15 protein-coding genes and 3 pseudogenes are annotated in these 19147 nt (G+C 57.6%); 11 read left to right on the top strand and 7 right to left on the bottom strand.

Translation table 11 applies throughout. The annotated features are described in order from the left end of the window. The first annotated feature begins 3 nt into the window (after nucleotides 1-3). On the top strand, nucleotides 4-600 hold the full coding sequence (locus ACA055_RS10315; RefSeq protein ID WP_497683508.1) for a sarcosine oxidase subunit gamma: 597 nt from the start codon (nucleotides 4-6) through the stop codon (nucleotides 598-600). A gap of 108 nt (nucleotides 601-708) precedes the next feature. Here ACA055_RS10315 and ACA055_RS10310 read toward each other — a convergent pair whose 3' ends face one another. Further along, the gene (locus ACA055_RS10310; RefSeq protein WP_497683507.1) at nucleotides 709-1191 is read right to left on the bottom strand and encodes a substrate-binding domain-containing protein; all 483 of its coding nucleotides are present in this window, start codon (nucleotides 1189-1191) and stop codon (nucleotides 709-711) included. Then, nucleotides 1190-1999 (bottom strand): annotated as a pseudogene (locus ACA055_RS10305) (glycine betaine ABC transporter substrate-binding protein); the annotation flags it as partial. The pseudogene ACA055_RS10305 and the gene ACA055_RS10310, both read right to left, overlap by 2 nt. Before the next feature lie 517 nt (nucleotides 2000-2516). On the opposite strand from ACA055_RS10305, the gene ACA055_RS10300 reads away from it, so the two are divergent. Next, nucleotides 2517-3458 carry a LysR substrate-binding domain-containing protein gene (locus tag ACA055_RS10300; RefSeq protein ID WP_497683506.1) on the top strand — a complete coding sequence of 314 codons (942 nt, stop codon included), beginning with the start codon at nucleotides 2517-2519 and terminating at the stop codon, nucleotides 3456-3458. A 34-nt stretch (nucleotides 3459-3492) separates the two neighbouring features. Here the strand turns inward: ACA055_RS10300 and ACA055_RS10295 are convergent. Beyond that, nucleotides 3493-3674, bottom strand: a pseudogene (locus tag ACA055_RS10295) (hypothetical protein); the annotation flags it as partial. 212 nt (nucleotides 3675-3886) lie between these two features. Between ACA055_RS10295 and ACA055_RS10290 the strand changes: the two are divergent. Beyond that, nucleotides 3887-4627 (top strand): type II toxin-antitoxin system HicB family antitoxin, encoded by a 741-nt coding sequence (locus tag ACA055_RS10290; RefSeq protein ID WP_497683505.1) that lies wholly within the window; start codon nucleotides 3887-3889, stop codon nucleotides 4625-4627. Between the two features lie 184 nt (nucleotides 4628-4811). Here the strand turns inward: ACA055_RS10290 and ACA055_RS10285 are convergent, their stop codons facing one another. Further along, complete coding sequence (locus tag ACA055_RS10285; protein ID WP_497683504.1) at nucleotides 4812-5009, bottom strand: hypothetical protein; 198 nt, start codon at nucleotides 5007-5009, stop codon at nucleotides 4812-4814. Nucleotides 5010-5080: 71 nt separating this feature from the next. On the opposite strand from ACA055_RS10285, the pseudogene ACA055_RS10280 reads away from it, so the two are divergent. After that, nucleotides 5081-5687 (top strand): annotated as a pseudogene (locus tag ACA055_RS10280) (site-specific integrase); the annotation flags it as partial. 463 nt (nucleotides 5688-6150) lie between these two features. Continuing rightward, on the top strand, nucleotides 6151-7284 hold the full coding sequence (locus ACA055_RS10275; RefSeq protein WP_497673088.1) for a saccharopine dehydrogenase family protein: 1134 nt from the start codon (nucleotides 6151-6153) through the stop codon (nucleotides 7282-7284). 115 nt (nucleotides 7285-7399) lie between these two features. On the opposite strand, the gene ACA055_RS10270 is transcribed toward ACA055_RS10275, so the two are convergent. Both ACA055_RS10270 and ACA055_RS10265 read right to left on the bottom strand, forming a co-directional pair. Further along, complete coding sequence (locus ACA055_RS10270) at nucleotides 7400-10069, bottom strand: winged helix-turn-helix domain-containing protein (protein WP_497673087.1); 2670 nt, start codon at nucleotides 10067-10069, stop codon at nucleotides 7400-7402. 177 nt (nucleotides 10070-10246) lie between these two features. Beyond that, nucleotides 10247-11005 carry an SDR family NAD(P)-dependent oxidoreductase gene (locus tag ACA055_RS10265; RefSeq protein ID WP_497683503.1) on the bottom strand — a complete coding sequence of 253 codons (759 nt, stop codon included), beginning with the start codon at nucleotides 11003-11005 and terminating at the stop codon, nucleotides 10247-10249. A 229-nt stretch (nucleotides 11006-11234) separates the two neighbouring features. On the opposite strand from ACA055_RS10265, the gene ACA055_RS10260 reads away from it, so the two are divergent. The 3 genes from ACA055_RS10260 to ACA055_RS10250 all read left to right on the top strand — a co-directional run bounded on the left by ACA055_RS10260 (nucleotide 11235) and on the right by ACA055_RS10250 (nucleotide 13600). Then, nucleotides 11235-12422 (top strand): thiolase C-terminal domain-containing protein, encoded by a 1188-nt coding sequence (locus ACA055_RS10260; protein WP_497683502.1) that lies wholly within the window; start codon nucleotides 11235-11237, stop codon nucleotides 12420-12422. 39 nt (nucleotides 12423-12461) lie between these two features. Further along, nucleotides 12462-12719, top strand: a complete 258-nt coding sequence (locus ACA055_RS10255) for a hypothetical protein (RefSeq protein ID WP_497683501.1) — start codon at nucleotides 12462-12464, stop codon at nucleotides 12717-12719. 74 nt (nucleotides 12720-12793) lie between these two features. Further along, complete coding sequence (locus tag ACA055_RS10250) at nucleotides 12794-13600, top strand: MBL fold metallo-hydrolase (protein ID WP_497674205.1); 807 nt, start codon at nucleotides 12794-12796, stop codon at nucleotides 13598-13600. Nucleotides 13601-13621: 21 nt separating this feature from the next. On the opposite strand, the gene ACA055_RS10245 is transcribed toward ACA055_RS10250, so the two are convergent. Beyond that, nucleotides 13622-14686 (bottom strand): AraC family transcriptional regulator, encoded by a 1065-nt coding sequence (locus tag ACA055_RS10245; RefSeq protein ID WP_497673083.1) that lies wholly within the window; start codon nucleotides 14684-14686, stop codon nucleotides 13622-13624. A gap of 186 nt (nucleotides 14687-14872) precedes the next feature. Between ACA055_RS10245 and ACA055_RS10240 the strand changes: the two genes are divergently transcribed. From ACA055_RS10240 to ACA055_RS10230, 3 genes are all read left to right on the top strand, one after another. After that, a complete protein-coding gene (locus ACA055_RS10240) occupies nucleotides 14873-15889 on the top strand; it encodes an AraC family transcriptional regulator (RefSeq protein ID WP_497683500.1) in 1017 nt (338 codons plus the stop codon). A gap of 117 nt (nucleotides 15890-16006) precedes the next feature. Next, nucleotides 16007-17536 carry a DUF1254 domain-containing protein gene (locus tag ACA055_RS10235; RefSeq protein ID WP_497683499.1) on the top strand — a complete coding sequence of 510 codons (1530 nt, stop codon included), beginning with the start codon at nucleotides 16007-16009 and terminating at the stop codon, nucleotides 17534-17536. Between the two features lie 35 nt (nucleotides 17537-17571). Beyond that, on the top strand, nucleotides 17572-19065 hold the full coding sequence (locus ACA055_RS10230) for a DUF1254 domain-containing protein (RefSeq protein ID WP_497683498.1): 1494 nt from the start codon (nucleotides 17572-17574) through the stop codon (nucleotides 19063-19065). Nucleotides 19066-19147: the final 82 nt, after the last annotated feature.

The following is a 19147-nucleotide window of genomic DNA, read 5'->3' as shown; positions in this document are numbered from 1 at the left end:
CCCATGACCAGCCTGAGAGAACAACTGCGCGTCGGTCAGCACGCACTGACTTCGTTGCGCGGCTGCGGACTGGCGGATTTAACCGACCTGCCTCGGGTGGGTTTTCGCGGCGCATACAGCGCCGAGTACCTGCACAGCCGCGACTTCGTCCTGCCGGACGCGCCCAACCGCACCGTGATTCAAGCCGATGGCAGCCAGGTAGCGCGCCTGTCGCAGACCGAATACTTATTGCTGGGCAGCCACGAGGACCAAGGCAAACGAATAGCTGACGAAGAGGCCCGCTGGGAGCTCGATCATCAGGCCAACTACCTTCTGCCGCGCCAGGACAGCCATGCCTGCTTTCAACTGACCGGAGAACATTTGAGTGAGGTGATGGCTAAACTCTGTGGCGTTGATCTGAGCCCGACGGCGTTCGGCCCGGGAGCGGTGGCACAAACGTCGGCGGCACGAATCAACGTGATCGTGATTAACTCCGGCACCGCGCAGCAGTCAAGCTTTCACATCCTCTGTGATCGGGCGTCGAAGGCGTATTTCCGAGAGGCATTGCTGGACGCGATGGAGGAGTTTTCCGGGTTGGCAACGGATGGAACAACAGCCTGACAGTTCTACTGGTCACTTCGAAGGTATTGTCCAGACATGAAAAGCCCGACCTTTTCAGGTCGGGCCAAGTCATTGAACCATTGGGTCGGGACGGCGTGATCAGTCAAATCAAGCGAGTGTCGGATATCCTAGTTCACTTGCTCTCTGCTGGTAGTCAAGTACCAGCTGGTAATCCTCAATACTGGACCTGACAAAACCTTTTAGAGCCAGGGTTTGAGATAACAGAGGTGCCTCTTTCAAGCACGCATTGAAAGCACCAATAACAGACAAACAAATCTCGTCCGTTGTCGTAATAGCTCCAATCAGCGGCAATGCAGGGCTACTTGCAGTGGCCTCAAGAATACGTACGCCCTGAAGGCGACTTGGCTCATGAAGTTGTAAGTAACCAAAGGTGACGGCATCGATACAGGCCAGGTCCGCCACCCCTTGAGCTACCATATCCAAACTAATAACATGGGCACCACTGAGCAATACCTTACGAAAGAACCTTCCATCGCGACTAAACGGAGCGACTTTATGACGAAACAAATTCATACCAGAATTGGAATCATATCCATTCAGCGCTGCAACACTGTCATAAAACTCAGACAATAGTGAGTTTGCTCGGCAACGAACTTCCGCCGATGGGATGCTCGTTATTCTGATCCGACAAAGTTGCCCAAGAAGCCTCGCTGAAAGGGGGCTCTTCAAGCTTAATAAACTTGAAACGCCCCATCAGCGGAGTCGGTGACCAGTAGTAGAACAGCACCGGTTGGCGCTGACGTATTGCGGAACTGATCGCAGTATCAAGTGCCGCACCGGTGCCGGTGCGGAAGTTGGTAAAACTATCCTGCAGCGTATAAGCCTTGAGCTTCTGGCTGTTAACTAACTCGCAGGTCCAACCACTTGGGCAATTGAGGAATCGTCCCTTGGACGGTTCCTCGGGATCACTGAACAAATTCTTATAGCGTGATAAATCGGCTACAGACTTTAGATCCGGCGCCATCGGCTCAATACCCTGTTCCGGATCACCCTTGACGACATACTCCGGCACCCACCACCCCTCGGTAGCTCCCTGAACAGTCTCTCCGACAGAAAATACTTCTCCGGCTTTTTCTGCCTCTCGCCAAATCGGGCTACGCCCCGCCCATTGTTCCGCCGATACCTGAATGTCGTTGTGTCGCAGGGCATTTTCCATGGTAATGGTATTGCCTGGCAAAGCATCGGTCTGACAGCCATAACCTTTTTCCAGTACGTAACGCAGTACCTCAGTTGTGAACATTCCGCTTTCCCAATTTAAGCCAGCGAATATCACCGGTTTTGGATAGGGACAGTTAATGCCATTGGCAGCGAAAGATACTCGGCTCGTCAGAGCGGCCACCAACACTAAACAGGTGAAGGCGATGCGAGATATAGACATGTAGTACTCCTTTGCATGAAACACGATGAATTCTGAGTAAGCCGTACTTGCGCACCCGCACAGCGACTACTAATCCGCAGTAAGTTGCAGCCACACAGGCACACTTGCACAGACATGAACAAGCTTCTTGATTAGGCAAAAAAACAGACCAGACTTTCGGCGCATAGCGCAATAAATAACCGGTGGCGTTTTAGATAGTTATTTTTTCCACAACGAAACTCAGAACCCTCTTTTAGGGCTGAAAAAAGTTGCACCACGTCAGTGACATCTTCGCGCAAAGTGCCGTGCTTGAAGTTGGCCGTTGCTAGCGAAGTGGAATATTCATCCGCCCCCAAAGGTATCTCTCAACATTAGATATCTTGTTCTGCTGATACTCCGTCAGTCATCCGCCATAGCGGCTTCAGTGAAATAGAGAAAGGGATCGCCAATCGACGCATCCATGCGCTGGACAGTGATGTATAGACAGGCATGAACAGGCTAGACTCTATGATTACTGGAGTAAATACGGTAATTTCTCATGCAATCCATGCTTTCAGATCATGTATTAGTCAACCCTAACTTCAGCCGCCGCTTGCCACCATTGCATGCGCTGGAAGTGTTCGCCGCGGCAGCTCGCTGTGGTACGTTCAGTCGCGCCGCCAAAGAGCTTTTTGTCACTCAGAGCGCCATCAGCCGCCAGATTCAACAGTTGGAGGAGTACCTGGGGGTAATACTCTTCGTTCGCCATAAGACCGGCCTTCGACTGTCTCCTGAAGCTAAAGCATTGCTGCCAGTGGTCGATGATGCTTTCGCGCGACTGATGAACACGTGCAACAGCCTACGCAACGCAGGCCAAGTACTGACCTTACGAATGCCTCCCACCCTAGCGACACGCTGGTTTCTACCGTTGCTACCGGGACTGCAGACCGTGATTCCGGATATGGACGTACGGGTTACCACCTATGACGCTTGGGAACCACGCTTCGAAGATAGTGACATTGATGCTGCGATCATCCAGGGACGGGGTGACTGGAAGGACGTCGAGGCGATTCCCTTGATGCAAGAGCGGTTAACGCCGGTCTGTTCACCAGAACTCGCGAAGCTCCTGACCGAACCTGCCGATCTGAGGCATCTCCCGCTACTGCATTGTATTCCGGTACAAGGCTGGAGCCGTTGGCTGGAGGCGGCCGAAGTGGATGGTATAGCCGCCCACCGAGGACAATCGTTCGACACCCTGGATCTCGCTTTATCGGCGGCGACCCGCGGACAAGGCGTCGCCCTGGGGGATTTGAATCTGGTGCGCGAAAGTCTGGACGACGGTGTGCTTGTTGCTCCGTTCGATATCGAACTCAATCAAGGGATCTCTTACTATCTGATCTATCCGACTCAACGTGCCCAACTACCAAAAGTTCGTGCGCTACGCGAGTGGCTTCAAGCAGCCACACTACGTACCTGTTCGCCTTCCCCTCCTAAGCCCTGAGCATAACCAGGCAGCATCGCAGGGTGCTGCCGGACTACAACCGCTTTTTGGTGCCGCTGATATTGCCTTTTGCGGCCCCGCCGCCACCTCCAGCAGCCCCACCCCGCCGCCAGATGCCTTACTACCCGCGATCAATGGCGCGAACACCGTGTCGTTTGCCAATTCTGCTTTCAGCTCATCCAGCGTTACCGCCGAGAACTTGCCCGGCTGGCCGAGAGAATAGTCGCCAGAACAAAAACAACACACAAGTGTTGTACCAATACAAAAATGTAGTATTGTTTCCTCATCCAAACAACGAAGCGAGATGATGAAGTTCAGCGAGTTCAGAAGACGGTTGAAGGCCCATGGGGTGACCTTCGAAGCAGGCGCTCTGAGAGCCCAGTTCACCACCTCTGAATTGGAACTCATCACCTTGAGAAGGGGTGACCATGTACGACTATGCAATACGCTTTGAACGGGACGCCGCCGGTGTGGCCGTGTTCTGCCGGGATTTACCAAAACTTAACAGCTTCGGCGATAGCCGCGAGCGCGCAATCAGCCAGGCCCTGGACGCATTAGAAACTACGCTCTCGCTGTACGTTGAAGAGCGTCGCCCTATTCCCCCGGCGTCCGCTGCACTGGAAAAGGAACACGTTGTTCGGTTGCCAGTGGTGACCCTGGCGAAGATTGAGCTGTGGAACGAAATAATGAAGCGGGACATGCGCAAAGCCGACCTATGTCGGTTACTCGGTGTTCACCAGGCCCAAGGTGATCGGCTGGTCGACTTCCTGCACGTATCGAAAATGGAGCAGTTGGAAGCCGCGCTACTGGCACTCAACGTTCGAATTAAAATCACTACTGAAGAAGCGCAAAATCCTATGAATATTTGGATTGACCTACCCGAGTCGCGAGCCGGAACCCGTTTTACCGTGGGCCAATTGGTTGAACGCTTTCAAGCATCTGGCAGCCGTGAACTTGTGGTCGGAAAGTCCAACGGCAACCTGGCCGATGTGAAAAGCCACAGTGTCGACTTCATTCTCAGAAGCGTTTTCGCCTCGGACAATAAGCGCAATACTCGTCAGGCCACGATCCCAGTAGTCGATGCAATCGTAGCATCCGGCAAATTCCGACGGTCGCGCATGGTCGACCCGCTGACCAACAAAGAAGTCGACAGCCTGGCTTTGATTTGATTACTCGACCCTTGCCCTGTCCGCTATCGACGTCCAGGCCCTCCGTATAACCGCCCTGGCTGCGGTGAATTTGCTACGGTTCAAGTCGGCTACAGCCGCACTCCCAGCTCGGAGCAATGTGTGTGGTTGAGCCAAAACGAAAAAGCCCGACACAGTGGCCGGGCTTATTAACTAAACGTAATCATTAGGGCCCGGGATGCTCGCTCGACACCAAATTGTTGGCATCCACATCTATCATTTCTTCATCGACTGGTGCTTCGTCGTCCGCTGGCAGCGGAACTTCAGTTTCTTTCCGCTTAGGATCATTGCCTGTTTCATTGTCCGTAGCGCTCGTTACGCCCTGCTGGGATTTGTTTCCAGGAGCATTCTCATCAATGTCCATACCGACCTCCGTTCTGACGCGCGGAATGCCCGTGCTTGAACATGAGAGGTTACGGAGCATTGCAAGTGCCCTTGTGCCGGATAGGCGAGTTGCTGCAGGCCGAATGGAAAAATGTCGATCTGGACCGGCAGACCTGGTTCTTACCCAGTGAAAACGTCAAGGGCACTCGCGGCAAGAAACAGGACCACCATGTCTTCCTCTCCCCTTTCGCGCTGTATTTATTTCAGGAACTCAAGACCTGACCGGAGACTCTCAGTGCTGCTTTCCCAACAAGCAGGATGATGTGAAGGTGGTGAGCAACAGGTGGGTGACCGCCAGGCCCGGTTCAAAAACCGTAAAGCCCTCTCCAGACGGCGTCATGACGATACCCTGGTCCTTGCCGACGGCCAGAACGGTGACTGGACGCCGCATGACCTGCGCCGCACAGGCGCGACCATGATGCGGGCTTTGGGTGTCAGCCTGGACGTTATCGATCGCTGTCAAAACCATGTTCTGGCTGGCTCTCGGGTGAGGCGCCACTACCTGCATCACGATTATGCCGAAGAGAAGAAACGCGCCTGGGACCTGTTGGGCGATCGACTCAGTGCGGTGTTGTCCTCAACCTACGAGCACCCACCGACCGAGTCGATGATGTCATTTCCAGCGTACGCCGCCGCTGGAGCACTGCCGCCTCCATAGGTCAGATTCATAGTTTCGTAGGTATCGTCTAGCGCTTGCTTCGGGTTGATCCCGGACGGTCGTGAGCGGAAGAAATCGGCCAAAAGTAGTCATTTCCTGCTCCCGTTGCTCAACCTCTCATTGCTGAGCGGTAACGTCCCGTCCTGTGGGGGTGTCCAGAATATTGAAATCTTTCAATGCCCCCCGGTATGGGGGGGCGTCAAGGGTATCGAACTCACTATTTTTAAGCGGTGCAGGAAGCGGTGTTATTTATCGTTTTGCCTGTATTGACGACTTGAACATTCAAGGTGCAGCGCGGAGCGACGGCAGTTACAGCCCCCCGACAATATCGAGATGTACATACCCGAGACGCCCGGCAAAGCCGACGGTTTTTGCCAGGTAAATCTTGGATTTCGCGGCTTCTGCGAACTGTCGTGCATCGCTCCGCCTGTCTCGCATACCCAACAACATCAAGAGAATAAAAATGGCTAAGTATCCCGTCGTTGTCTATGGCGCCAGTGGTTACACCGGCATGCTGATTATGGATTGGCTGATCGATCAGAACATTGCGTTTACCGCTGTGGCGCGCGATGCCGGGCGTACCCGTGAAATGATGGCGCAGCGTGTGGTGCGACTGGAGTCTGCCACCTACGAAATCATCGAAGTCGACCATACGGTCGAATCGCTGACCCAGGCATTCCGGGGTGCCAAGGTCGTTTGCAATACCGTAGGACCGTTCGCCAAATTCGGTCTCACCACTGTCGAAGCCGCGCTTAATGCCGGTTGCCACTACCTGGACACCACCGGCGAGCAGTCGTACGTGCGTAGTGTTCGCGACCAGTTTGGCGAGCGCTACGCCCAGGCCGGCCTCCTCGTTTCGCCTTCACTGGCGTACATGAATACCTTCTCGGAAATAGCCGCCGAACTGGCGCTCGAACACCCCGGCATCGACTCGCTGGAAACCTCGGCGTTGTGCCGTGGCCAACGCGGTGTCGGTGCTGGTGTAACGGTCGGTTCCACCGCTTCTATCTTCGAGATGTACCGCGCCGAGCATTGCTACCTGTGGGACAAGAAACTGGTGGCACACCCGGTCGATGCTTCGTTCTTGATCCCTTCGCCCCACTTCATGCAACCAGTGTTCGCCTTGCCATGGGGCGGCACCTCGTTGCCGATCTATTTCGAGAATGATCCGCGCGTGCGTTCCTGTGTTTCCTGCGTCGGTTTCTACGACAACGACGCGATGAAGATGGTGCATTCGCTGCATAAGAAGTGGGAAGCCGAATACAAGCATCTTCCGGCTGATGCTCAGGATGAGGTACTCAAGGACATTGTCCAGGCGACAACCCCGGCGATGCCCCCCCGCGAACGCACGACCCTGATGCGTACGGTCGACACCGCGATCGGCCGCGGGCAGCTCTCTGCCGTGCGCGCCGAAGTGCTCGGTACCACGGCTTACATTGCCACCGGTGCCCTGCAGGTGGCGGGTGTGATCAAGCTGCTCGACGGCGACACCGCCAAAGTGGGCTTCGCGTCCGGCTCCAAGGCATTTGGTCACCGCTATCTGCTGGGCTTCTGCGAAGAACGCGGTTTGGCTCGCGCCGTTGTCACCAAGCTCTGATCAGCAACACAGCGGCACGTCGCGCCAGCCCGCTGGCGCGATCCACGCAAGTGAAGGTTTCGGTGGAATCGGCAGTTATTCAGGTCTGAATCAGGTAAACCCGGACGCATCACACTCAACCAGACGACTCAAGAATACCCAGCATGTAGGCGCGGTCCACCACATGCCTGCGGGTGCCGGCATGAAATTTTCCGTACAGGTTTTTCAGATGCCACTTCACGGTTTCATCACCGACATTCAGTGCCAGGGCTATCTGTTTGTTCGTCAGGTTGCGTGCCAGCAACTGCAGCACTTCCCTCTCTTTGGGCGTCAGCAGTCGGCTGGGCGAAACGCCTGTAGCCATGGGCTCCTGCCGTCGAACAGGAACTGACGGGGTGGTTTCCTGCGCAAGCAATCGTACATCTTTGTTGTGGACCTTCTGCGCCCACGTGACGAGATCGGGATGGGTGTCCTGCAGGATACGCTGCAGGCCGTAGGTGTCGGCCAGGCTGACAGCTTCGAGCAAACAGGGCAGCCCTTCCCCGCCTGAATCTTTGAGCGCCAATGCCTTGAGCAACTTGACCTGAACGATTTCGCGACCACGCTGTAGATGCTCGGCAAGCTCGTTTGCCACGGCGAGCACGTTCAGCATGGCCTGCCAGTCGCGCTGGACGAGACAGACGTAGGCGTTGCTCAGCCCGGCCAACAGGGCCAGTTCCTGCCCCAGCAGACCGCATTGTTGGCGAGCGACGTCTGGCACCAGCGCATCCAGCCGTCTCCAGAGTGCCTGGCAAGAATCGCCTCGGCCATGCAGCGCATGGAGGCGGATTTGCTCACCCAGGGCCACCATGCAGAAACGTGCGATGCCCCGCTCCTCGCCAAGCGCGAACAATGCCGTCAGCAAGTCATGGCCGCGATGTGGCTGCCCTTGCAATACAGCCAGACGTGCCGCCGTGAGAAAACCCATCGCAATCGCATCCGGCGACGCCAACCGCTCGACGACATCCAGTCGATTGGCGAGTACTGTCGTGGCCTCCTGGATCTCACCGCGTTCCAGAAGCACCGTGGCCAGTCCACAAGCAAGCATCACCGCCACCGAACTGCGCCGGCCGATATCCTGTTCGGCGCGCAGCAAGCTTTTGCGAAAAGCATCCTCGGCAGGCGGCATACGCCCTTCGTACAAGTAGGTCATGCCCACGACCCACTCACCATACCCACGGATGCCATCGAGCCCCGGGGTCCACGTATAGTGCGGCGCGCGCTGAAAGATGCGTCGGGCTTTTTCCGGTTGCCCCTGGAACAACGTAATGCGGGCGACCAGATTGGCGACGATGGCTTGCAGCTTGATCGAACCGGAAGACAATTTGTCCATCCACGGAGCGAGCAGCGCCATTGATTCGTCTGGCTGGTCGGCAAAATAGGCTGCAGCGGTCGCTATCGCCGCCGCTTCGCAGCGCGTTTCGTCGTCCGCGGCCGGGTCCTGTTCAATACAGGCGATCAACCTCGCCGCTTCGATATGTCGCTCGCTCATCGCCAGAGCCCAGCCCGCCGCCAGGCATAAACGCGGACGGGACTCCACTTCCTCGGCAGGCAACTCTTCTACCCATTCCAGCACCCGGCTGAACTGGCCGCGCAGCATGACCTCGTAAAGGCATTGTTCGATCATCAGATAGCCCTTGCTGGCCTGCCCGGCCAGCAAGTATTGCCGCGCCGCCTCCTCGAAAAAGGCATTCGCTTCCAGCCAGTTCGCGGCCCGCTCATGAAGGGCCTTTCGTTGCGCCTGCGGGTAGTCGCGAAAACGACTCTGCAAAAACTCTCGGGCCAAGGGATGAAAGCGAACCCAGTCGCTGTCGACCCCTTCGGCGAAGATTGGCGTCGAAGCGCATAACTCATGCAGCATCTCCCCTGCCCGCTCACTGCCGGTAAGTGCAGCGCAGAGTGAAGGATGAATGACTTCCAGCAGGGAGAGGCAGGTAATGAATTCGATTTGTTCTACAGACAGGCGGGTGACCAACCTATCGACGAAATAACCCTGGATATCACCGGAACAGGCCGAGAGATCCTCGACGGCGGTTTCCAGATGGGCACTCTTCTCAATCGCCGAAATCGCCAGTTGCAACCCCAGCGGCCAACCTTCAGTGATTTCATGCAGGCGCAGGCACAGATCAGCGTCGATGCGTGTTCCGAAACGTGTGCTTAGCAATGCGACGGTCTCTTCGGCACGGAAGCGCAAGACATCCACGGCGATCCGGACATACAGCCCTCGGGCCAGAAGATCAGTGGTGTTAAGGCTCAGGCGACGACGCGATGACATGATGATGCGCAGGTTGGCCGGGGCATTGTGCAGCAGGTAAGTCAGGCAATGGCGGATGGTAGGCTCGGGCAATGCGTCCGCTTCATCAAGGATCATGACTGCCTCGCCGCCGAGGTCGGCCACTTCAGCCAGCCAGTGGGTCAGCCCTTCCAACTCGTCGCGGCCACGGCCGGTGGATCCATCACTGGTACTTGCAAAGGACTGCCGGCCGCTGCCCAGAGCCATCGCCGCAGCCAGCCCTTGGGCAAGACGGCTGCCATCGTCACGCGCATCCAGGGTGAGCCACGCAACCACTGCCCCGCGCGACAAAAACTCCCGTCGCCATTGCGCCAGCAGCATTGTCTTGCCGAAGCCGGCCGGCCCTTGCACGCTGATCGCCACCTTGTCCGCCAGTTCGGGAGCATCAATGCTCAATCGATCGCGCAACTGCGCTCCCCTCTGGCTGCGCGGAGGGGTGGTCTTGAGCACCAGTTCAGGCTCTATGCGATCCACGTTGGCGATGCCTCTCTGCAATCCCGTGCACGGTATGAAAGAGACCGGGTATCGATGGTTGGCGCCATCAATACCCTACTCATTGGTTTGTTCCAGCGTATCGGCCTTGCGTATAGACGATAGCCCTGGAACGGCTAACACGGCTTCATTTTATAAAGCGGGCTTACGCCCTGGAACTCAATCCGGCAGCGCAAAGCCTGCGGTCAGCCCGCCGTCCACGGTGTGGCACGAACCATTGATATACGCAGCCTTGTCCGAGGCCAGCCATGTCACCAGGTTGGCGACATCTTCCGGAGTGCCCGCACGGCCACCTTGCGGAACCATAGCCTCCAACATGGCCTGCTCGTTCTTGCTGAGGTTGTCCTCGGTCATGGCGGTGCGGATGTAACCGGGGGCGATGGCGACGCTGCGAATGTTCTGCCGTCCATGCTCCAGCGCACAGGCCTTGGTCAGCCCGATAACACCATGCTTCGCGGCCGTGTAGTGCGGCAGGGTCGCCATGCCCACCAGGCCATCCACCGACGCCGTGTTGATGATAACGCCACCGCCGGTGGCCAGCATGGCCGGAATCGCCGCTCTGGCGCAAAAGAAGACGCCGTTTAGATTGATATCAATGACACGGCGCCACTCGGCTACGGACACGTCGCCCGTCCGCCCACGAACCCCGCAGATGCCGGCATTACTGAACAGCACGTCAACCCGCCCGAACCTTCTGATCGCACTGTCCACCATGGCCTGACAGGCGGCTTCATCCGCGACATTGGTGGGAACAACGATCGCGTTGTCGCCAATGACTTCAAGGGTCTCCTGCAGCCCTTTTTGATCGACGTCCGCCAGCACCAGGTTCGCACCCAGGCGGGCAAACTGGATGGCTGAAGCACGACCAATGCCATTGGCAGCGCCCGTCACGATGACAACCTTTCCGGTAAATTCCACGGTCAATCTCCTCACTCATGCCCGATGGGCTTTCTTGTTCACCGTCAAGCTATCCCTCCGCCTGCCTCTGGGCTTGTCCTTGCAAGCACAAATCTTGTCCCAAGCAATACGGACGCCGCACAAGGCCGATTTGTCCCTGCATGCCTGACTTGTTATCAGGTTGCTCCCCTGCCAATTACAAACGGCAAGCATTGTGGATACTGGCCATCACCTTGATGAAGGAGTCGCTATGAGTACCGATATTGTTATCGCCGGAGTAGGCATGGTGCCCTTCCGCAAACCGGGTCAATCGGAAAGCTACGATGTCATGGGCGAAAAAGCCGCACGGGCAGCGCTCAAGGATGCCGGCATCGACTATGCGCTGATCGAGCAAGCCTTTTGTGGCTACGTCTACGGCGATAGCTGCGCAGGACAGACAGCGCTCTATCGGGTGGCTATCAGCGGCATCCCGATTTTCAACGTCAACAACAACTGCGCCAGTGGCTCTTCGGCGTTTGCCTTGGCGGTTCAGGCTGTCCGGGGGCAGCAGGTCGAATGCGCCCTGGCGCTCGGATTCGAACAGATGCCCGCAGGCGCCATCGACATGGTCTTCCCTGACAAGGTCAGCCCGCTGGCGCGACACTCGGAAGTAATTGCCGGACTCATGAACCTCAGCGACGAGGAGCGCGATATGCCACCGGCAGTCTGCATGTTCGGCGCCCAGGTCGACGCCATGCTGGAAATGGGCGTGACCGAAAAGACCTTGGCCGAGGTGTGCGTCAAATCGCGTAAGCATGCCGCCAACAATGAAAACGCCATTTTTCGCACGCCGTTGACGGTCGAAGAAATCCTCGCCACGAAACCTATCTTTCGCGGGCTGCGGAAAAACTTCGCCTGCCCACCGAGCTGTGGTGCCGCCGCAGTCATTGTCTGTACACCGGAATTTGCCCGCGCCCATGGCATCCGCGCAGACGTGCGTCTCGTCGGTCAGGGCTGGTGCAGTGATCAGCGTAGTTATTTCGAAGGCAGCGTCATGGATGCCATGTTCCAGGCACTGAGTCGTGATGCGGCCAGCAAGGCCTATGAAGATGCCGGCATCGGGCCGGCGGACGTCGACGTCATCGAGTTGCACGACTGTTTTGCCAGTAATGAATTGGCCACTTACGTGGCGCTGGGCCTGTGCAAGGAGGAAGAGTTGAATGATTTTGTCGCTTCGGGGCGTGGCACCTATGGCGGCCCATGGGTGATCAACCCGTCGGGCGGCCTGCTGGCTAAGGGGCACCCGTTGGGAGCTACAGGATTGGCGCAACTGACAGAACTGACCTGGCAGCTACGCGGCCAGGCTGGAGCACGACAGGTCCCGGGGGCAAGGGTGGCGTTGCAGCACAACGGCGGACTGGGCAGCGCGGGATTCGTGCACATTCTCAAGAAATATTGAACCCCCCGGTCGGGCTCTGACAAAAAAAGAGGCACTCATTTGAAAGCGCTACTGAAACTCTTATGCATCGCAATCTACGTCCTCGGCCTCGCAAGCGCCGTTGGCTTACTGCCGGCAGCGTGGTCATTCTGGAAAACAGTTGCAGCCGTACTACTGGTCGCCCACTTGCTTGAGATCATCGTCATGTTCAAGTACGTCAAGCGCTACCGGGGCTCGCTGGGTGCAAGTCTGGTCCTTACGCTGCTCTTTGGTTTTCTGCACTGGAAACCTTTGATGCAAGTGAAAGAACGTCCGTGAACATCAGGGTACGCATTGTGAATTGCACGATTTCCACGCTGGACGGCAAGCGCCGCAAGCTAGACGGAGGGGTAATGTTCGGCAGCACCCCGCGCGAGTCCTGGGCCAGTTGGGTCAAGCCCGACCATGACAACCGGGTCGAACTGGCTTCTCGCGGGTTATTGGTGCAACAGAACGGGCGCAATATCCTCGTGCTGGCCGGTGTCGATGGTCTGTTGGCTCCGGCGCCACGAACCTGTCGCTGCCAGCCGGGCAGTCCTGGCCTGCTGGATTGCCTGAACCGGCATGGCTTGAATGAACACGACATCCATGTGGTGTTGCTGACTCATCTGCATGCGCAATTACCGGCCGACCTGAGTGCGATGATCAAGGACGGCGAGACACCTCGCTTGCTGTTTCCCGCGGCGCGCTACATCACCAGCAAACGTCACTGGACACGGGCACGGCAGCCCCATCCGCGCGATCGGGCGCTGTTTGTGGCGCAGATAGTGCGGCAATTGGAAAGCAGCGGTCGGCTGGATCTGATCGAAGGCCCCGACTGTGATCAGCTCGGTTCCGGTTGGCGCTTGCATGTCAGCGATGGCTACACCCCCGGGCAACTATTGCCGGAGATCGACTTGCCCGGCGGCCCGGTGATATTTGCCGGTGACCTGGTGCCGGGGCGGCAATGGTTGCAACTGGATGTGACCAGCGCCTACGACCGCAACCCCGAATCCTTGATCGACGAGAAAGAACGATTACTGGACTACCTGGTGGCCAGCGGTGGCCGACTGATTCTGCCGCGTGACCCCGAGGTCGCGATGGTCAGCGTCATGCGTGACCGGCAATCGCGTTACGTGCCATTCGACCCGTATCAGGTGCTCAATGGCTTCGACACTTGATCGCGATTACGCCCTGCCCTGTCAGCGCTCCAACCCGAGGCTCTGGCGATATTGGCTCGGTGCCATGCCAGTCCAGCGCTTGAAGGCACGGGTGAAATTGCTGACTTCGGAAAAGCCCAGGGAAAAGGCAGCCTCCGTCACCGACACCGAGCTGCGCGACATGAAGGCGAGTGCATTGGTGCGTCGTGTATGGTCGAGGATTTCCTGAAAACTGGTATCCCTGGCAGCGAGCTTCAATTGCAAACCACGGGTACTGATGTGCAGCCGCTCAGCCACTCGATCCTTGTTCAGCGAACGCGAGGACAATTCGCTGCTGACAATGGCCCGGACACGATTGACGATATCGCCCCGTTCAATGCGTTGAAGGTACTCCATCACCGTGCGGTCATGGCTCAAGGCAAGTTCCTCGTTGGCACCTGGCAGTCTCTTGTCCACCAGGTCGAGATTCATTGTCATCACGATCTCGGGGCGGCCGAATTCGACCTCGCATTGGAAGTACTCGGAAAAGACCTGTGCCATGCCTTCAGAGTCAGGTCGGATCAACTCGAGTTTGCTCAAACGAAATCGATTGCCGGAAATGGTCCGCAAAAGCGTAAAGATCAAGGCGATGTAGGCGTCGTGTGTTTCATGGCACACCTGCGCCCCCGGTACGCTTGAAGTGATGAGCAGGAACGTGTTGTTTCGCTCCTCTACGCGGATGTTGGCATTCTGCGAAATGACACGGTAAAGCGAACTCAGCCGTTGCGCGAAGTCCCGTATGGAAATGCTGGCCAGCAGGGCAAAGCCCATCGCATGGAGGTTGGCGGGACGCAAGGTTTCGCCGGCCCGCAGGCCGAAACACGGATCGCCTGTGGCCTGCACGGCCGCGGCATAGAGCTTTGCGATCGTTTGATTATCGATGCGCAACATCGGATCGGTGGTCGCTGGCAACATCACCCCGCAGGATAGAAAGACCTGATCCGCGCAAGCACCATGATTTTCGAGCGCTTCAGCAATCGCAATGGCATAGGCACCAATGATCGATGAACCACGGTTTTGAGTGTCCGGCGCAACGCCGTCTTTCAGCGTCCGATGCGCTTCACCCACATCGCAGTACTCATTGCTTATCGTCAATGTAAAAACCTCTGATTGTCCAACTCGGCAACGAGCGGTATTGCCTCGACTGACAGACCCCATTTTAGGCACCGGCGCAGGCGCCAATTTTGTTAATGCATGCCAAACATTTGTGATTGAATGCCATTTATGGCAGCCACCAGATCAAGGAGCAGTGGTATGACCCCGTACATGCGCGGTTGGGTGCTGCAGGGCTTCGCGAACCTGATAGAGGAACTGGGTGGCGATGCGGCGGGTTACGAGAAACGCTTTCAACTGCCGCTACAAGGGCTTGATCAAAGTGAAGTACCGATTCCTGGCTCAGCGCTGATCCGCTTGATGGAAGCTTGCGCCGACGACCTGCAATGCCCGGATTTCGGCATTCGCCTCGGTACGATGCAGGGTCGCGCTCCGCTCGGTCCGGTGATGCTGGCATTGACCCAATGCGCCACTGTAGGCGAGGCGATCGGGGCGGCTGCGCGGTTCATCAGCTTGCTGAACCCGGCCGTGGAACTGCAATGCCAGAGCATCGCCGCAGGGCTGCGTCTGACCTATCAGATCAAAGTGCCCAGAGTTGGCATCGCGCGCCAGTTTGAACAATGGTGCCTCATGGCGGGCGTCCGTGTTTTTCAAATACTGGCCGGTGCCAATGCCCGGCCGCGGGGAATTTTCTTCACCCATGCACCCTTGCAACCGAAGGATTTCTATTCCCGTACTTTTGGTTGTCCGTCGAAATTCTCACAAGCTACTTTCGGGCTCGAATTTTTTGCAAGTGATACTGCGCGCCCGATGGACGGCAACGATCCAGAGATGAAGGCCCTCGTCACCGACTATCTGGAGCGAATTGCAGACGCGTCCGGGCTCGACCTCGAACACCAGATGGATGCGCTGATTCGTAAACTTCTGCCGACCGGCCGTTGCACGCTCGACACCATCGCCAGCCATTACTTCGTCAGCGTTCGCACCCTGCAGCGGCGCCTGGATGATCAAGGGCTGGCATTCGAGAAGCAGGTGGACGATATCCGTCGTGAACGTGCTGCCTTGTATCTCAGTGATCCGACGCTGCGAATCTCCCAAGTGGCGCTGTTGCTCGGTTATGCCGAGCAAAGCTCGCTATCACACGCGTTCAAGCGCTGGTATTCGATGTCACCCAGTGCCTGGCGCCGCGTCCATCCGGAATCGCATCACGCCGTGTGACATGCAATCACAAATTTTTGTCGTGCATTAACAAACCATTGATGCGGCGCAGTTCGCAGAATATGCCAGCCAAAATCGGTTGGATGACTTCGTCCGCATCAATGGAGAACAAGAAGAATGACATTGCCCCCAACGAGCCGTGCAGGAAGAGCTGGACGCAGACTTGAATCGTCCCTCTTCATCGTGCTCGGTTTACTCGTGGCTTCTACGGCAGTTGCCCAGACCTACAAGACCGACATCCCGCCTTCGATCGTGACCCCCGACACCCTCGAGACACGGCTCGGTACCCTGCGCTTCACCGACGGTTTTCCAGACGATGCGACGGTGCAGAAGGTCTACGACAACCTCGACTTCCAGCGCGGCGTGCAGGCGTTCATCTCGACGATTCCCGCTGCATCGCAGGTGGCAATGCGTAGAGGGATCAGGTCGCTCGGTCCAGACAACGGAACCCTGTTCATCACCGAGACCCTGATGGACTCCAGATCGCTATTCCTGACGGGCAACAGCGAAAGTGTCTATGTGTCGGGATGGATCGATCTGAAGAACGGACCGGTCGTGATCGAAAGCCCACCCAATACCCTCGGCTTCGTCGATGACTTCTGGTACCGCTACGTCACTGACCTCGGTAATGCCGGTCCCGACAAGGGCCAGGGCGGCAAGTACCTGTTACTCCCTCCAGACTACGAGGGGGAAGTGCCGCAGGGTTACCACGTATTCAAATCTCGCACCTTCAACAACTGGTTCGCCAGCCGTGGTTTTGTGGTGAACGGTGACCCGAAACCTGCGGTCGAGAGCTTCAAGAAGCAGTTGCGCATCTATCCGCTGGCGCAGGCCGCCAATCCACCGGCGACCACCTTCGTCAACATCTCCGGCAAAACGATCAACACCATCCATTCGATGGACTTCTCGTTCTTCGAAGAGGTCAACGAGGTGGTGCAGGAGGAGCCGAACTCGGCGCTCGATCCTGAGACGCTCGGACTGCTCGCCGCCATCGGCATCGAAAAAGGCAAGCCATTCGCGCCTGACGCGCGGATGAAAAAAATTCTCACCGAAGCGGCGTCGGTCGGCGGCGCTACTGCGCGCGCAATCGCCACCAGGCCCCGTTCGCAGGATGCCTATCACTACCCGAACAGTGCCTGGCGCAAGCTGTTCGCCGGCGGTGACTATCAATTCCTGCAAGACGACGTCCGCCAGCTCGACGCCCGCTTGTTCTACTTCTTCTATGCCACCGTCAATACCCCCGCGCTGGTCAGGAAGATGATCGGTGTCGGCTCGCAATACGCGGCGGCATTTGTCGACGCAAAAGGCCAGCCACTCGACGGGGCCAAGAACTACCGGCTGCACCTGCCGCCGAACATCCCGGCGAAAAACTTCTGGTCAGTCGTGCTCTACGACAATCAGACACGCTCGATGCTGCAGACCGACCAGCAGTTCCCGAGCATCGGCAGTCAGCGCAAAGGCATCGTGATCAACCCCGATACCTCGGTAGACCTGTACTTCGGTCCCAAGCCGCCACCCGGCAAGGAAAGCAACTGGGTGCAAACCCTTCCCGGCAAAGGCTGGAACACCCTCCTGCGCCTCTACGGCCCGCTCGATGCCTGGTTCGACAAGACCTGGCAACCGGGTGAAATCGAAGAGATCAAGTGACCCTTTTGGCGCGGACAAATGTAAGGAATAAATTGATGAACATCAGACTTGCGATGCTGATGCTGCTCGGTGCCTCCACGGTGTCGTCGGCATTCGCCCAGAACTACAAAACGGACATCCCGCCTTCGATCGTGACACCCAACAACCTCGAGACGCGGCTCGGCCCCCTGAGGTTCACCGACGGTTTCCCGGACGAGGCGACGGTGCAGAAGGTCTACGACAACCTCGACTTCCAGCGCGGCGTGCAGGCATTCCTCACGGCCATGCCGGCGGCTTCGTTGTCGGCGATACGCAAGGGCATCACCGAGTTCGGACCGGCCAACCAGACCGTTGCGCTGTTTGAGAACCTGATGGATGCCAAGTCGCTGTTCCTGACGGGCAACAGCGAAAGCATCTACGGCTGGGCCTGGATCGACCTCAAGGACGGACCGATCGTCATCGAAAGCCCACCCAACACCCTCAGCATCATTGACGACTTCTGGTTCCGTTACGTCGGCGACCTCGGCAACGCCGGACCCGACAAGGGCAAGGGTGGCAAGTACTTGCTGCTGCCGCCGGGGTACGACGGCCCCGTGCCGGAAGGCTACTTCGTGTTCAGGTCACCGACCTTCGGCAATGTGTTCATCACCCGGGCGTTTCAGGTCAATGGCGACCCGAAACCTGGCGTCGAGAACATCCAGCAGCACCTGCGTATCTATCCGCTGGCGCAGGCCGCTAAGCCGCCGGCGACGACCTTCGTCAATGTCTCGGGCAAGGCGTTCAATACCATCCACGCCATGGACATCAACTTCTTCGACGAGGTCAACGAAGTGGTGCAGGAAGAGCCAAACGCGGCGATGGACCCGGAAACGCTCGGCCTGTTGGCCGCCATCGGTATCGAGAAGGGCAAACCGTTCGTGCCTGACACCCGAATGAAGAAGATTCTCACCGAGGCTGCAGCCGTCGGCAGCGCCACGGCACGCACTCTCACGTTCCGCGCGCGCATCAAGGATTCGTATTTCTATCCGAACAGCGCCTGGGGTACGCCCTTCATCGGTGGCAGCCATCGCTACGAGCGTGACGGCGTTCGCTTGCTCGACGCACGCACGTACTTCTACTTCTACGCCACCGGCAACACACCGGCGATGATCGCCAAAATGGTGGGCGTCGGGTCGCAATACGCGACCGCATTCGTAGACGCCAATCAGCAGCCTCTTGATGGAGCCAAGACCTACCGGCTGCACCTGCCGGCCAATATTCCGGCGAAGAACTTCTGGTCGATCGTGCTCTACGACAATCAGACGCGCTCGATGCTGCAGACCGATCAGCAGTTCCCGAGTATCGGCAGCCAGCGCAAAGGCATCGTGATCAACCCCGATACCTCGGTGGACCTGTACTTCGGTCCCAAAGCGCCGCCCGGCAAGGAGAGCAACTGGGTCCAGACCACATCGGGCAAAGGCTGGAACACGGTGCTGCGCCTGTACGGCCCGCTTGAGCCATGGTTCGACAAGACCTGGCGGCCAGGTGAAATCGAGGAAGTGAAGCCGTAACCCCATCGTGCCGACTCCGGCCTGGCGAGCCCCCTCAAATGAGGGTCGCAGAGACAAGTGCTGTGCCCGATTCGATAAGTCG

The sequence above is a fragment of the Pseudomonas sp. LBUM1657 genome, assembly GCF_059716075.1.
Note: the sequence above shows the minus strand (reverse complement) of the source record. Positions and strands in the feature narration are given on the sequence as shown.

Coding starts and splice junctions, on each gene's coding strand:
- ACA055_RS10315 (WP_497683508.1), top strand. CDS start 4: ATGACCAGCCTGAGAGAACAACTGCGCGTCGGTCAGCACGCACTGACT.
- ACA055_RS10300 (WP_497683506.1), top strand. CDS start 2,517: ATGCAATCCATGCTTTCAGATCATGTATTAGTCAACCCTAACTTCAGC.
- ACA055_RS10290 (WP_497683505.1), top strand. CDS start 3,887: ATGTACGACTATGCAATACGCTTTGAACGGGACGCCGCCGGTGTGGCC.
- ACA055_RS10285 (WP_497683504.1), bottom strand. CDS start 5,009: ATGGACATTGATGAGAATGCTCCTGGAAACAAATCCCAGCAGGGCGTA.
- ACA055_RS10275 (WP_497673088.1), top strand. CDS start 6,151: ATGGCTAAGTATCCCGTCGTTGTCTATGGCGCCAGTGGTTACACCGGC.
- ACA055_RS10260 (WP_497683502.1), top strand. CDS start 11,235: ATGAGTACCGATATTGTTATCGCCGGAGTAGGCATGGTGCCCTTCCGC.
- ACA055_RS10250 (WP_497674205.1), top strand. CDS start 12,794: ATGTTCGGCAGCACCCCGCGCGAGTCCTGGGCCAGTTGGGTCAAGCCC.
- ACA055_RS10240 (WP_497683500.1), top strand. CDS start 14,873: ATGACCCCGTACATGCGCGGTTGGGTGCTGCAGGGCTTCGCGAACCTG.
- ACA055_RS10235 (WP_497683499.1), top strand. CDS start 16,007: ATGACATTGCCCCCAACGAGCCGTGCAGGAAGAGCTGGACGCAGACTT.
- ACA055_RS10230 (WP_497683498.1), top strand. CDS start 17,572: ATGAACATCAGACTTGCGATGCTGATGCTGCTCGGTGCCTCCACGGTG.